Raw genomic sequence first — 13,680 nt, 5'->3', positions numbered from 1 at the left:
TCGTGATTCAGGGATTAGGATGGCCGGTGGACCGGCGATCGTCGGCTGGGGGAGTTACGGCCCGGGGAAACCCGAACAGGTACGTGGTGCAACGCAGGAATCGGGAGAACAACGCAATCATCACGAAGATCAGCCCTAGCGGCAGCATGCTCTTGAAAATGAATCGGTACGGCAGACCGCTCGGCGCCTGGGAGCGCTCCTCATAGATCCACGCCTTCCAGGCGTAGGGCACCAGCACTTCCACCATCAGGTAGATCACCGGCAGCGCAAGCAGGGCAATACCCAGCAATTCAATGACGGCCTGGGCCCTGGGCGGGAACTTTTCTTTCAGCACGTCGACCCGCACATGGTCATCACGCACTACGGCGTAGCCCAGGGTCAGCATGGTGGCAGTGCCGAACAGGTGCCAGGACAGCTCTTCCAGTGCAATGGAGCCCTGGGACAGCACGTATCGTGAAAACACGTTGATAAGCACCACCACCAGTACGCCGATCCACAGCCAGGAGGCAAGCCGGCCGACCGCCACCACCAGGCGATCCAGTCGCCAGGCCAAAGCATTGGTGGGCAGAAAATCCTCGCCCGGTGCCGGGGACTGCTCACCCCCGGAGACATTGGTATCAGTCACAACAACCTCGAATAGTCCGGATGCAGAGAGGGAATGCAGGCGGCATCAACGCCGCCTGCCATGATCATCATCCGCTGATCAGTCGTACTGGTAGAAATCCCGGGGCAGGTAGCCCTTGGAGTGCCAGATGGAGTGATGTTCCATGAACTCACGCTGGCTGGTGAGAACGCGCTTGAACATTTCGTCCTTGGCGGCGATTTCGTCCAGTACTTCGTTGGTGACCTTCTGCAGCTCTCGCAGGACAGGCTCTGGCAGGGTCTGGGCGGTCACACCTTCCTTCTCATAGTCACGCAGGGCGGTTGGCTGGGCCCACTCGCTTTCGGCAAAGCCCTTGAGCGTGGCCGACTCACAGCCCATTTCGATGAGGGCACGGGTTTGTGGCTCCAGCTTGTCCCAAGTGTCCTTGTTGACCAGCAGGTGAGAGGTGGTCAGGGTCTGGTGCCAGCCAGGCATGATGTAGTTCTTGATGATCTGATCCAGGCCCAGCATCTTGTCGATGGCCGGCTGGGAGAACTCGGTGGCATCAATGGTCTTGCGCTCCAGGGCCTGGTAGATCTCGCCACCCGGCACCATGGTTACCGATGCGCCCAGCTTCTCCAGGACCTTGCCGCCAATGCCGGCAAAGCGGATCTTCAGGCCGTCAAAGTCGTCCATGCCCTCGATGGGCTGCGCGAACCAGCCAGCGCCTTCCGGCCCGATGATGGAGCACAGCATCGGGTGGATGTTGCGTTCCGCGTAGATTTCTTCCAGCAGCTCGCGGCCATCGCCCTCGTAGTACCAGGCCAGATACGCCGGTGGCTCCATGTTGAAAGGTGCACCGGAATACAGCGGCAACGAAGCAATGGTGCCCTGGTCATAGCCGACCCAGGTGTAACCGGCGGGGTATTTGCCACTGCCAACGGCGTCCATGATTTCGAACGGCGGCACCAGTTCGCCCGGCTCGTAATAACGCAGCTGGATATCGCCACCGGAGATACTCTTGAGATTCTCGGTAAGGTGCTTGACCGGTGTAGTCAGACCCACCAGATGGGATGGAAACGCCAAGGGAACCTGCCAGCGAACCTTCTCTGCAGCCACGGCATCTGCGCTGGCCAAGCCACCGGTGATGACAGCAGCAGCGCTAATACCGTAGGCCAGTTTTGAAAGCTTATGCTTGATCGACATGAAATGGATCCTTTTTGTTGTTGTCGTACAGCCACCGGTTCTTGCCGGCGGGCTACGTCTGAAATTGATCAGACAACGCAGGAAACCATAGCTGACTTTGGGTCGGGTCCAACGAGTTTGCGCCAGCTTTGTTTTCTTACGTTGTTCTGACGTCCTGCAAACAGGTTATAGCAGACACCGTGCCACAGCCGATAATGCCTTTTATTTCATACGGATAGATATTTTCGGCAGTTCTGGAGCCAAGGCAGATGTCCGGCAATCCGGACACTCATCGACAATAGTCTTGGGTGATTGTACGGATAACGGGACAGCCGTCCGGAAATCAGGACAATCTGGCCAACTTCTCGTAGAGCACGGAACGGGAAATCCCCAGCAGCCGGGCGGCCTTGGTCCGGTTGCCACGGCAGGTCACCAGGGCCTCTTCAATGGCCTGGGCTTCGGCCTCAGCCACAATGCGGGCCAGCGGCCGCACAGAGCGGGCGGGAACCGGAGAGACCAGACGCTGGCCAGCACGGGGTAATACTTTGAAGATGGCATCGGCATCCAGCAGGTCACCGTCTTCGCTCATGGTCAGGGCCCGCTCCAGCACGTTGCGCAATTCCCGGATGTTGCCCGGCCAGTCGTAACTGCCCAGGGCCGCGACGCCGGCATCGGTAATTTCGCCACGCATGTCCTGGCCCTCACAGATTTCACCCAGCAGGGCTTCACACAGCACGCCCAGATCGGCCAATCGGTCCCGCAGGGGCGGGATATTGATCTCCAGCACATTCAGCCGGTAATAGAGATCTGAACGAAAGCTGCCTTCGGCAATCATGGCCTCCAGGTTGCGACTGGTGGCAGCAATCACCCGCACATCCACCGTCGTTACTTTGTTCGAGCCCAGGGCCTCGATCTCGCCTTCCTGCAATGCCCGCAACAGCTTGGCCTGCAAAGGCAGCGGCATATCCCCCACCTCATCCAGAAACAGCGTGCCCCCGTTGGCAAGCTGGAACTTGCCCTCCCGGGTACGCCGGTCGGCGCCGGTGTAAGCGCCCGGGGCGACACCGAAGAACTCCGCCTCCAGCAGGTTTTCCGGCACCGCCGCCACGTTCACACCAACAAAGGGCTTATCTGCCCTGGGAGACACCGCATGGATAGCCTGGGCCAGCACCTCTTTGCCAGTGCCGGTCTCCCCCAGCAGCAGCACCGGCATGTCCCGGCCTGCCGCCAGTCGCGCCCGGCGTTTCACTTCGAGGGCCGCCGGACTGCCACCGACAAAATCACCCAGACTGTAGCGGGTGCCCCGACTTTTCTTCGCCAGTGCCTTGCGGGCCGCCGCCAGATCCCGGTGCAGGCGCCGGTATTTGGACACCAGCGGCGTCAGCGGTTGCAGATCGTCGTAAAGCACGAAAGCCACGGCACCGACAATACCGCCCTGGTCGTCGTAATACGGCAGCCGCGTCACCACCAGTTGCTGCTTATTGTGTTCCATGATGTCCAGCAGCAGGGGCTTCCCGGTTTCCACCACCTCGGGCATGCGGGTCTGCGGAATCACCTTTCGTACCGGTTTGCCAATGGCGTGGGAGGGGTCCACCAGACCCAGCAGCTGAGAATAACTGCTGTTGATCCAGGTGATATTGGCATCCCGGTCAACCGCAATGGCACCGGCGCTGGCTTCCTCAAACATCGGGAACAGGGCTTCGATCAGATCACGGGTCAGGCCGCTCTTGTTCTTGTTGGTAAACAACTCGCTCATAGTCCGCGTGCTCACGGGTAGGGATGGTTTCATGGGCAATCCTTGGGCGTCCGGATTTCCGGACGCCGTCACGGGAGTATAGGAAGCCCCCTGTGCGGGGGCAAACCTCCAAAGGTGGCATTTCAACCGTCGGTAATCAGTCCGGGATCTGCAACTGGTTACCGGTGAAGACAATCCGGTCCGCTTCCGCCGGTTCGGATTGAATGGGCGGCAGGTTCGCCAGGGTCAGGGGCGTGGTCAGGCTGCCCCGGGGCACCGTGCGCACCACCTGACTGGGCGGCAGCGGCTGCTTGTCGGTGAGATGGGCCCACACCAGATCCAGCGCCTGGAAGTAGTAGTGATGCAACGGCACATAGCGGTCACCGATGCCCGGAAAGCCGTTGAGCACGTCCAGGTGATGGGCGTTGAGGATTTCGTAATAACGCAGATTGCTGTGCCGGCCTTCCACTGCCTGGTTCAGGCCGACATAGGGTCGGGAGGTGTGGTTAATGGGCAGGATGGCATCGGCCCGTCCGGTGACAAACACCGTCGGCTTGCGCTGCAGGTCTCCGCTGGCCCGCACCGCTGAAATGCCGCGGCTAATGGCTTCGTGCAGCTCGGCCTGGGCGCCCTCGAGGGGCTCGCCGGTAACCACATCCCTGCCTTCGGCAAGACTTCTGAGGCACAACAGGGCGTCCAGACCGTAATCCACCTGGCTGGAACTGGGCGAAGCGCTAACGGCGAGGTTCGTGGGCTGGCCCTCGGCATTGTCGTAGACCAGATTGACACCGGCAGAGGGCGGAATGCCGTTACTCGCTGCAAACAGCGCCGCCTCGGCCGCAGGCGCCAGTGGCACCACCGCACCGGCACTGCCGGTCGCCGCCAGGCTCAGGCCACACACCCGATCTTCAACACCCGCGCGGCCGTAGGCATTGGCGTAGGTCATGGCAATGCTCTGGGCGACCGCCAGGCCAAAATGCACCGGCGCCAGCAGGTTCTGCTCCGGCTGCACCCCGAAGTCCTCGTTCAGGATCCGTTGCGCATCGAGGGCCCAGTCATCCTGAGTAGCACCCGACACCAGCCCCTTGTTGAACAGGGAATGGCAGATGTTCTGGCCAGTCACCGGCGGATTGAACACGCCGTTCAGGGGGGCAAGATCGCGGATGCCGGGGGCCTGGTTGGCACAACCCTGGTACACCGCCAGCGCGGTGGTGTAATCCAGCAGGCTGCGGCTGTGTTCCGTCAGTGCAGGGCCATTGCCCTGACGAATGCTGAAACTCCGGTCCACAACCGGATTCACATTGGGCTCAGACACCGCCACACCATCAATCAGGCCTTTCTCGTCCTGTTCCGCCGCCCGCACCGAGGCTCCGCCGCCGTTGGAAACACTGGAGGCAATCACCAGGGTGTTCCTCGGGTTGATGGTCCGGAGAGTTTCACCATTACCCAGTTCCCGGCCATGGAGTGTGTTCAGCACATAGAAGCCGAACTCAATGGATTGCAACACATGCCGGCCCCAGTCTGCCTCCGGGTTCTGTTTGGAATGGGCGTGTTTCCAGGCGAAGCGATCCGGCCACTGGCTATTGAAATCATCCCGGCTCTGAGCGTCCAGATCTGCCCGGAACAAGGCTTCTTCAGGTTCCATGGTGAGTGTTCCGTTCACGGACTGGGCGGTGTTTGTGGCGAGGTTATGGGCGCCGGTACCGGTGCCTTTATCGGTATAAACCACTGCGCAGCCCTTTTTCAGGCCCCACTCCCCGGCGGTGCCAATGGCGCCGTAGATCCCGCGGGAACCCGAGGAGGGCGCGGTTACCATGCACGGAAAATCCGGATCAAAGCTGTCGGGCACCTGGGCCATTACCGTCACCGGCACAGTGGCGCCCGGCACCTGCATCAGGGCAATGAATTCCTGGCCCGGAATTCGGCCACTGGCGTTACCCACGGCCGGGCCAAACAGGCTGCCATAACCTCCGCCGGGAGCGGTATCCACCAGTGCCCGGTAATTGTTGTAGATGGCCAGCCGGCGCAACTCCGCCGGTGTCGGATTCAGGGCATCGACAAACGCCGGTGGTGTGGCACTGGCCAGCCCCTCCGGCCCCAGGCCAGCGGTAAGAAGATCATCGGTATTGCCATCGTAAGCAAACTGCTGGACATCGCTCACCAGGAAATCAGGCAAGGAGTTGAACACCTCGTCCTTCTTGCAGGCAGTGAGCGTTACCGTGGCAGCACCTATCAGGGTGCAGAGCATCATTCGTTTCATGGTCGGTCCTTGTTTGTTGTTGTTGAATCGGCCCCATGGGCGCCACGGCCCATGCGGATCCTGTGCCAACCGGACAAGACCATGAATATATTTAGAAAAATCAAAAATTACTGGCACTTGAGAGGGGGCTATTCCGGAATTCCGGACAGCGGTTGCGCGTGCAATGGCATGGCACGCATGCAGGACCGCCGCTGGCCGCAGACTGTCCGGCAGACCGAACACTGTCTGAAAAACCAGACAACGGGCAGCGAAACTAGCCTATTCGGACAAAGGGCAGCAAGCTGATTGCCGCAATTGCAGCGATGGCCAGGCAGGCCGCCAGAGTCCGCAGCGGATAGCGTCGAAACATGGAGCCGATACCACCGATTTCGCCGCGGGCCAGGCCTTGCTCATAGGCCTGGCGCTGCCTCTCGAAACGCTGGCGCTGATACTCATCCAGCAACGCCTTCGCGCGGGCCGCCTCCTCCGCATCGTGAACCCAGAAGCCGCCCATGCTGATGCCCCAGCGGCTGGGCGGGGTCTCGTAGTAGCGCACCCCATGCTCCTCAAACAGAGCCCGGATCTCGTCGGCCTCGTCGTCGGGTACATGGCGCAGATTCATCAGGTGATGGGGCATGGCGCGTCCATTGGCTGGTATCAGGATCGTAATTGCCTATATGCTAACAGCAAAGCACCCACGACCGAACTTGCATCAGGACACTGAATGAGCCCGAACCCCCTTCGTCTGCTGCTGGATTTTGACGACCGCATCCAGCGGGACAGGGATCAGCCCCCCGCCTTTCTCCACCGCCGGGATCGGCGCTTTGCTCTGGACTGCGAACAGCAGGGAATAAAGCCCAGCCCTTCGCGCTGGCTGGCACACATGGATCGACTGTCCGGCCCCGGCGGCACCATGACGGCTGGCCGTCGGGAACTGAAACTCTGGCGCCGGGCAACCAGCGGCTTCACAGGTGCCGGTTGCCTGATGGGCATCGTGACCATGCTGGGTCTACTGTTCTATGACAGCGGCCAGCGCATCAACATCACCGTGATTCTGACCTTTGTGCTGTTCCAGTTGCTGCTGGCACTGGCCACCACGGTACAGGCCATAGTCGGCTGGCAACCCTGGCGCTGGTTGCTGAAACGTCTGCACCTGGACCACGCCAGCCCGACCCGGGCCCGGCTCCAGCCACTACTGATGGCGCGGGCGGCCCACGCCGGCGGCGTTGCTTTTGGTCTTGCCGGCCTGGCCACGCTGCTGATCATGGTGGTGGTCCAGGACCTGGCCTTTGGCTGGAGCACCACTCTGGATACCGCCGCTTCCGGCTACCACCATTTGGTCAGCGCCCTGGCGGCGCCCTGGTCCTGGTTGTGGCCTTCCGCCGTGCCATCCCTGGAGCTGGTGGAAGTAACCCGGTTCTTTCGCGCCGCTCCTGTCACAACCGGAGTCGAGCCTTCACGCTGGGGCCAGTGGTGGCCCTTCGTGGTTATGTTATGGCTGACCTGGACGGTGATACCGCGCGTGCTGTTGCTGGTTCTCAGCCAAAGCCTGCTACGCCGTCGTGCCACTCGGCTGCTGGCCGGCCATCCCGGCATGAAGGCTCTGTTATACCGGATGGAAACCGCCACCCTGGATACCGGTAGCAGCCACAACGATGCTGCCGACCTGCCAGACACCCGCACCCGGGCCCAGCCAGACCAACTGCCGGACACCCCGCTGATGATCTGCTGGGCCGGTGCCGGCGAACCGGAGTTGCCCCAACGCCTGCAGGCACCGGATTGCCGAATTTTCCGGGCCGGAGGCCGGGCCAGTCTGGCCCAGGATGAAGACGTACTGGCACAAGTAAGCGTCCATCTGGCCGGCCAGGAACATCCGGCAGTCATTGTCGTCACCCGCAGTTGGGAGCCGCCCACCGGCGAGCTGCACGATTTTCTGGAGACCGCCCGGGAGCGCTGGCCCTCGAATAGCCGGGTAACCCTGCTTCCGCTGGCAAGCGATCCGAACCAGCCACCGCAGGCCCACCTGGTTCAGCCCTGGCTTCGGTTTACAGAACGCCTGGCTCCGGGCTTTGCTTCGGTGGCCTTGCCACCGACCAGCGAGCCCAACCCCTATCTGGCCGGGAGGGCACAGCCATGACCAAAGCTCCGGTATTCGCCGTGGTCGGCCACCCTAACAAGGGCAAATCCAGTGTCGTCGCCACCCTGTCCCAGAACGATGCCATCGCCATTGCCCTGGAACCCGGTACCACCCGGGCCCGGCAGGATTATCCGCTGACCGTTGACGGCCGGAAACTCTACACCCTGGTGGATACCCCGGGCTTCCAGCGCCCAAGGCGTGTGTTGCAGTGGCTGGAAGCCCACAGCATTTCCGCCTCGGATCACCCGGAAACCGTGCGGGCTTTTGTGCTCCAGCACCGGGGCGACGACCGGTTTGTCGATGAATGTGAGTTGCTGGCACCGATCGTGGAAGGCGCCGGGATCATCTACGTGGTGGATGGCTCGGTTCCCTACAGTGCCGAGCACGAGGCGGAGATGACCATTCTGCGCTGGACCGGGCGTCCGAGCCTGGCGCTGATCAACAGTATCGGTGAGGACGATTACAGTAACACCTGGCAGGCCGCACTGGGCCAGTTCTTTCAGGTTGTCCGCAAGTTCGACGCTGTTCGCGCCCCGTTTGAGCAACATCTGAGCCTGTTACGGGCTTTCGGCCAGCTGGAACCGGACTGGGAAGCACCGCTGGAACGGGCCACCCGGTTCCTGTCCGAACAGCGCCGCCAGCGCCGGCTCCAGGCGGCGGGCCTGTTTGCCAGAGCCCTGGAAGACCTGATGTCCTACCAGGAACGACGCACACTAACGCTCAACCAGATCGCCGAAACCAGCGATGCCAGCCTCGCCGAGACCCTGCGGGATCGCTGGTACCGGCACCAACGCCAGCGGGAACAGACCCTCAGGATCGACATCGAGCACCTGTACCAGCATCAGCGCATCCGGCGCCAGGAAGCGGAACTGCAGTGGCACAGCCAGCACGATCTGTTTTCCGAGGACACCCGCAAACACTGGGCGGTAAGCAAGCGCTATCTGGCCACCGCGGGCTTTGGCGCCGGAGCGGTGAGTGGTGCCGGCATTGATGCCGTAACGTTTGGCTCGTCGCTGGGCACTGGCGCCCTGCTCGGGGGGCTGATTGGCGCTGCCGGCAGTTACTTCTATGGCGATCGCCTGGTTTTGCCGGCACTGAGCATCGGGCCCATGAAGGACGGCCTGAAAACCGCCAGCTTCGGGCCTGTACAGGACAGCCAGTTCGGCTATGTTGTGTTAGGGCGGGCGGTGGATCACTGGTGGCATATCAGCCAGCGGAACCACGCCGGGCGAGACCTGCTGGAGTTGGAACCGGCCGACCACCACTGGCTGGACCAGCTCGACAAAACCAGTCGACGGGAAATCCAGAAAGCCTTTGATCGGTGCCGGAAACAGCGGCCTTTGGCCCATCAGCAGCGGGAACATTTTGCCGCCGCCATCGAGCGCGCCATGGCCGCTTACGACGACTGGCGGTTGAATCGAGCCTGAGCCGCATGTTTATACTGTATGGCTATTCCATCACAAAATGAGGAATGCGAATGAAAATCGTACGAGTGCAAGACATTATCGGTACCGAGCGTGAAGTCAGCGACAAGCAGTGGACCAGCCGCCGCCTGTTGCTGAAGAAGGATGGCATGGGCTTCTCCTTCCACGAAACCATTATCAAGGCCGGTTCCGAGCACACCTTCTGGTACAAGCACCACCTGGAAGCGGTTTACTGCGTGGCGGGTAACGGCCGCATCAAGGATCTCGCCACCGGCGAAGTGCACGAAATCACCGATGGCACTCTGTACGCCCTCGACAAGCACGACCGTCACACCCTGTACGGCGGCACTGAAGACATGCGCCTGATCTGCGCCTTCAACCCGCCGGTGACCGGCCGGGAAGTGCACGACGAAGACGGTGCTTACCTGCCGGATACCAGCGAAGACTGATTCGCTCCGCCGTGGCATTTCAAACCGCCGCGACCACACCGCCACCGCCAGCCCGATTGCTGCCGGTGGCGGTGTTGCTTTGGCTGGCCGGTGTTTACCTGCGTATACCTGTGCTGGTGGCCCCGCCGCTGGCGCCCTTCATTGGTGATGAGCTGGCCCTGACCCAGGCATTGACCGGCGCCCTGACCACACTGCCCATCCTGATGCTGGCCATTGGCGCCATGCCTGGTTCACTGGCCATCTCCCGCATTGGCCCTAGAAACACCCTGGCGCTGGCCATGGTGATCATGGTGATCGGCTCAGCCGGCCGTGGTCTGGTACCGGACACCTTCACCCTGATGATAGCCAGCGCCGTCATGGGCCTGGGTGTGGCGATGATGCAACCGGCACTGCCAGCCCTGCTGCCGCGCTGGCTGGAACCCCACCACATTGCCCTGGGCTCGGCCATATACATGAACGGCATGCTCATGGGCGAATTCATCGGTGCCGGTATTACCCTGCCGGTTCTCATGCCTTTGCTGGACAACAGCTGGCGCGCCACCATGCTGGCCTGGTCGCTGCCGGCACTGCTGGTGGCCGCCGCCCTGTTTCTGCCCAAACGGGACCTGGCCCGGCCCGCACGCAAAGCCGCCTGGCTGCCCGACTGGAAAAACCCGCTCACCTTGCGCCTGGGCCTGCTGCTGGGGCTTTCCGGCTCCATGTTCTTCGGCCTCAACGCCTACATGGGTAACCTGCTGGAACAACAGGGGCGTATCGGCATGCTGTCCGAGGCCCTGTTCTGGTACAACATCGCCCAAGTCTTTGCGTCCCTGGTGATGCTGAAAATGGCACGGGCCTGGGTCGGCCGCCGTACCTTCATTGTCGTCATGGCAGTTCTCAGCATTGCCGGTACCGCCGGCACTCTGGTGCTCGAAGGCTGGTGGTTCATTGCCAGCGCCACGCTGATGAGTTTCGTGGCCGGCATTCTGCTGATCCTGCTAGTGGCGCTGCCGCCATTACTGGTGAACTCCGCCGAAACCGGACGGCTGTCTGCCGGCACCTTCCTGGTGGGCTATACCATGGCCTTCTCGGTACCCATGCTCGGCGGCCTGCTCGCCGACTGGACCGGCGACACCCGTCATGCAGTGATGACCATGGTGGCCTACAGCCTGCTGGTGTTGCCTCTGGCGTTTACCCTGGACCTGAAACGAAAAAAGGATCAGCCCGAAAGCTGATCCTTCCTGAAATACTGCACTAACTCACGGTCAGATATAGTAGTCCTTCAACGGAGGAAACCCGTTGAATTCAATGGCGCTGTAGGTGGTGGTATAGGCCCCGGTCGACAGCCAGTACATCCGGTCTCCGATCGCCAGATTCAGCGGCAGCGGGTACTTGTGATGCTCGTACATGATATCGGCACTGTCACAGGTCGGCCCGGCGATCACACAATCCTCACCTTCACCGCTCTTCTCGGTCCAGATCGGAAACTTGATGGACTCGTCCAGGGTCTCGATCAGCCCGGAAAACTTGCCGACATCGGTGAACACCCAGCGGTGCAGGGCGGTACGGGATTTTCGTGAAATCAGCACGACCTCGCTGACCAACACACCGGCATTGGAAATCAGCGATCGCCCCGGCTCGATGATGATCTCGGGCAGGTCGTCACCAAAGTCCTCGTGCAGGAAACGGGCAATCTCCTCCGCATACACCCCCAGTTCATTGGTCCGTGTAATGTAGTTGGCCGGGAAACCACCGCCCATGTTGATCATCTTCAGCTCAATGCCGTCTTCTTCCTTAAGGCGCTCGAAAATCACCTTTACCTTGTTCAGGGCGGCGTCCCAGGCACCGATTTCGCGCTGCTGGGAACCGACGTGGAACGACACACCATAGGGCACCAGGCCCAGATCACGAGCCAGGATCAGCAGATCCATGGCCATATCGGTCTGGCAGCCAAACTTGCGGGACAACGGCCAGTCGGCGGTCAGGGTGCCTTCAGTCAGAATACGCACATACACTTTTGAGCCCGGGGCAGCCTTGGCAATGTTGCGCAGGTCTGCCTCGGAATCCGTGGCATACAGGCGCACACCCTTTTCGTAAAAGGTGCGAATGTCCTTCGCCTTCTTGATGGTGTTGCCGTAACTGATGCGGTCGCCGGTCACACCCAGGGCCATCACCTTGTCCAGTTCATACACCGAAGCGATATCAAAATTCGCGCCTTTGTCCCGCAGCATGGTCAGAATCTGCGGGGCCGGGTTGGCCTTCACCGCATAATAGACCTTGGCGTAAGGAAACCCTTCCACCAGCTCTTCGTACTGACGGTCAATGGTCTGGGTGTCGATCACCACAAACGGGGTTTCCTTGCCGTCGGCAAAGTCCTTGATCCGCTTGAAAGTCTCGGCACTGTAGTAGTCGGCGATATCGGCGTTAGGCGTCTGGATCATGGGTGGTGTGTCCCTCCACAGGGTAAACGGGCATAAAAAAGGGTAGCACAGACTGGCTGTGTTACCCGTGAATGGCGCGATCATCGGGCCTTTTTCCGATCACCGCAAATGCGCATATATACCCATAAATCCGGCGACCGAAACCGGACCTATGGCACAGCATTTTGTGTCACACCGCTACTGGCCACAACGGCGTTGGCTCAGTGGGGCCATCCGGGTCCTGGGGCCGGCTCTGGCGCTGCAGATAATCCAGTATGGCGTCTTTCAGGTCACTGCCCTGACCCAGGCCCTGATTGCCGAACAGACGGTTGAATTCCAGCACATAGGGATAGCCTTCCACCAGGGCGATATCAAAACCGGCATGGTCTACTTCCAGTTCCCGGGCCAGGCGCAGGGCCAGATCGGTAGCCGCCGCTGGCACATCGCCAGTCACAATCTGGCCACCCCTGGCGACGTTGTTGTAGAACCCCTGCTCCGCCTGGGTACGCCAGTAGGCGGTCACCACTCGATCACCCACCACAACCACCCGCACATCCCGGTCAATCGGAAGGTATTCCTGCACGTAGAGAACATCTGTGCGATCACAATACTTAAGCCAGTCGGCCCGGGACTCGATCAACCACACACCTTCGCCCATGCTGGCCTTGGGTAGTTTGGCCACGAAAGGCAGGGCCATGGTGTCCCACAGCATGTCACGTTCCTGTGGACCATTGGCTTCAATCAAGGTCCAGGGTGTGTGTTCCGGCGCCACGGCCTGAAAGGCGCGGGTCATTTCCACTTTATCGTGACCAATGCGATAACTGGCGATACTGGGGAACACCCGGCACTTCAAGCCATGCACCAGGGCGTTGATCTGCCAGTATTCCGGGAACAGCACCCAGTCCGCCTCCTGCAGCAGCGGCTTGTGGCGAAGGAAATGCTCGGGCTTCAGTACAGTGGTGTCGGGAAAGCCAAGGGTACGGAACACGTTGAATGAGACAAGGTGCATGGTGACAGCCGCACAGAGTGAAAATTGGCTGCATTTTATCCAGCTTTGGAACCCTGGCAAGGGTTATTTTATGCGTAAATTGACCGATCTCATGGTCACAGTTAATGATACTGACAATAATTCGCATTAGTTATCACTAATGAGGAACTGACCATGACAAAACACCTGATGCTGGCCGCTGCCAGCCTGCTGTTCACCCTTCCGGCCTTCGCCGATGATGAGTACGATCACTACAAAGGCGAACCCTCGAAAACCCTGGAACAGGCGGTGGCCAATTTCTCCGAGTACAACAACCGGCTTGAGCAGGTGTTGGCCGGTGATCTGACACCAGAGGCGATGAACGAAGTCCATCAGCTCACCTACACTCTGGAAAATGCCCTGGGCAAACTGGACCATGAGCTGGAAGACATTGCCGAGCGGCTGGAGAAAGTACACAAGGCTTCCGAGCACGCAGCCCCGGATACCGTGAAAGAGCAAGGCGCGGTGTATCTGGAAAAGAGCCGGTCCATCATCCGGTAAC

Annotated in this window: 12 protein-coding genes; 5 read left to right on the top strand and 7 right to left on the bottom strand. The window is 60.7% G+C overall.

Features of this window, described 5'->3' with window-relative positions; all coding sequences use genetic code 11:
• Positions 1-7: 7 nt before the first annotated feature.
• From ACSSVV_RS10255 to ACSSVV_RS10235, 5 genes are all read right to left on the bottom strand, one after another.
• A complete protein-coding gene (locus ACSSVV_RS10255; RefSeq protein ID WP_113879435.1) occupies positions 8-625 on the bottom strand; it encodes a TRAP transporter small permease subunit in 618 nt (205 codons plus the stop codon).
• Between the two features lie 78 nt (positions 626-703).
• Entirely contained in the window at positions 704-1,789 is a 1,086-nt protein-coding gene (locus ACSSVV_RS10250; RefSeq protein WP_454106195.1) for a TRAP transporter substrate-binding protein, read from the bottom strand.
• 322 nt (positions 1,790-2,111) lie between these two features.
• Entirely contained in the window at positions 2,112-3,557 is a 1,446-nt protein-coding gene (locus tag ACSSVV_RS10245) for a sigma-54 interaction domain-containing protein (protein WP_454106194.1), read from the bottom strand.
• A gap of 103 nt (positions 3,558-3,660) precedes the next feature.
• Entirely contained in the window at positions 3,661-5,763 is a 2,103-nt protein-coding gene (locus ACSSVV_RS10240; protein ID WP_454106193.1) for a 3-hydroxybutyrate oligomer hydrolase family protein, read from the bottom strand.
• A 253-nt stretch (positions 5,764-6,016) separates the two neighbouring features.
• Complete coding sequence (locus ACSSVV_RS10235) at positions 6,017-6,379, bottom strand: DUF6164 family protein (protein WP_022991809.1); 363 nt, start codon at positions 6,377-6,379, stop codon at positions 6,017-6,019.
• 87 nt (positions 6,380-6,466) lie between these two features.
• Between ACSSVV_RS10235 and ACSSVV_RS10230 the strand changes: the two genes are divergently transcribed.
• From ACSSVV_RS10230 to ACSSVV_RS10215, 4 genes are read left to right on the top strand one after another with little or no spacing between them, the layout of a single operon-like run.
• On the top strand, positions 6,467-7,879 hold the full coding sequence (locus ACSSVV_RS10230; protein WP_454106192.1) for a DUF2868 domain-containing protein: 1,413 nt from the start codon (positions 6,467-6,469) through the stop codon (positions 7,877-7,879).
• Entirely contained in the window at positions 7,876-9,306 is a 1,431-nt protein-coding gene (locus ACSSVV_RS10225) for a GTPase/DUF3482 domain-containing protein (protein WP_022991807.1), read from the top strand. Before ACSSVV_RS10230 ends, ACSSVV_RS10225 begins: the two co-directional genes overlap by 4 nt.
• 50 nt (positions 9,307-9,356) lie before the next feature.
• Positions 9,357-9,752, top strand: a complete 396-nt coding sequence (locus tag ACSSVV_RS10220) for an ectoine synthase (RefSeq protein ID WP_022991806.1) — start codon at positions 9,357-9,359, stop codon at positions 9,750-9,752.
• Positions 9,753-9,763: 11 nt separating this feature from the next.
• The gene (locus tag ACSSVV_RS10215) at positions 9,764-10,966 is read left to right on the top strand and encodes an MFS transporter (RefSeq protein ID WP_022991805.1); all 1,203 of its coding nucleotides are present in this window, start codon (positions 9,764-9,766) and stop codon (positions 10,964-10,966) included.
• A gap of 30 nt (positions 10,967-10,996) precedes the next feature.
• Here ACSSVV_RS10215 and ACSSVV_RS10210 read toward each other — a convergent pair whose 3' ends face one another.
• Positions 10,997-12,172 (bottom strand): type III PLP-dependent enzyme, encoded by a 1,176-nt coding sequence (locus tag ACSSVV_RS10210; RefSeq protein WP_023008100.1) that lies wholly within the window; start codon positions 12,170-12,172, stop codon positions 10,997-10,999.
• 169 nt (positions 12,173-12,341) lie between these two features.
• On the bottom strand, positions 12,342-13,160 hold the full coding sequence (locus ACSSVV_RS10205) for an ATP-grasp domain-containing protein (protein WP_011783656.1): 819 nt from the start codon (positions 13,158-13,160) through the stop codon (positions 12,342-12,344).
• A gap of 153 nt (positions 13,161-13,313) precedes the next feature.
• Here ACSSVV_RS10205 and ACSSVV_RS10200 point away from each other — a divergent pair, with 153 nt between their 5' ends.
• Positions 13,314-13,679: a DUF6746 family protein gene (locus tag ACSSVV_RS10200; RefSeq protein WP_022991803.1), complete on the top strand. Its 366-nt coding sequence runs from the start codon at positions 13,314-13,316 to the stop codon at positions 13,677-13,679.
• Position 13,680: the final 1 nt, after the last annotated feature.

The sequence above is a fragment of the Marinobacter sp. MBR-105 genome, assembly GCF_053628895.1.
The sequence above is the reverse complement of the archived record's forward strand: the minus strand, read 5'-3'. Positions and strand labels throughout refer to the sequence as shown.

What these genes read in the sequence shown, in the direction of transcription:
- ACSSVV_RS10250 (WP_454106195.1), bottom strand. Translation starts at nt 1,789, where the DNA reads ATGTCGATCAAGCATAAGCTTTCAAAACTGGCCTACGGTATTAGCGCT.
- ACSSVV_RS10245 (WP_454106194.1), bottom strand. Translation starts at nt 3,557, where the DNA reads ATGAAACCATCCCTACCCGTGAGCACGCGGACTATGAGCGAGTTGTTT.
- ACSSVV_RS10240 (WP_454106193.1), bottom strand. Translation starts at nt 5,763, where the DNA reads ATGAAACGAATGATGCTCTGCACCCTGATAGGTGCTGCCACGGTAACG.
- ACSSVV_RS10235 (WP_022991809.1), bottom strand. Translation starts at nt 6,379, where the DNA reads ATGCCCCATCACCTGATGAATCTGCGCCATGTACCCGACGACGAGGCC.
- ACSSVV_RS10230 (WP_454106192.1), top strand. Translation starts at nt 6,467, where the DNA reads ATGAGCCCGAACCCCCTTCGTCTGCTGCTGGATTTTGACGACCGCATC.
- ACSSVV_RS10225 (WP_022991807.1), top strand. Translation starts at nt 7,876, where the DNA reads ATGACCAAAGCTCCGGTATTCGCCGTGGTCGGCCACCCTAACAAGGGC.
- ACSSVV_RS10220 (WP_022991806.1), top strand. Translation starts at nt 9,357, where the DNA reads ATGAAAATCGTACGAGTGCAAGACATTATCGGTACCGAGCGTGAAGTC.
- ACSSVV_RS10210 (WP_023008100.1), bottom strand. Translation starts at nt 12,172, where the DNA reads ATGATCCAGACGCCTAACGCCGATATCGCCGACTACTACAGTGCCGAG.
- ACSSVV_RS10205 (WP_011783656.1), bottom strand. Translation starts at nt 13,160, where the DNA reads ATGCACCTTGTCTCATTCAACGTGTTCCGTACCCTTGGCTTTCCCGAC.
- ACSSVV_RS10200 (WP_022991803.1), top strand. Translation starts at nt 13,314, where the DNA reads ATGACAAAACACCTGATGCTGGCCGCTGCCAGCCTGCTGTTCACCCTT.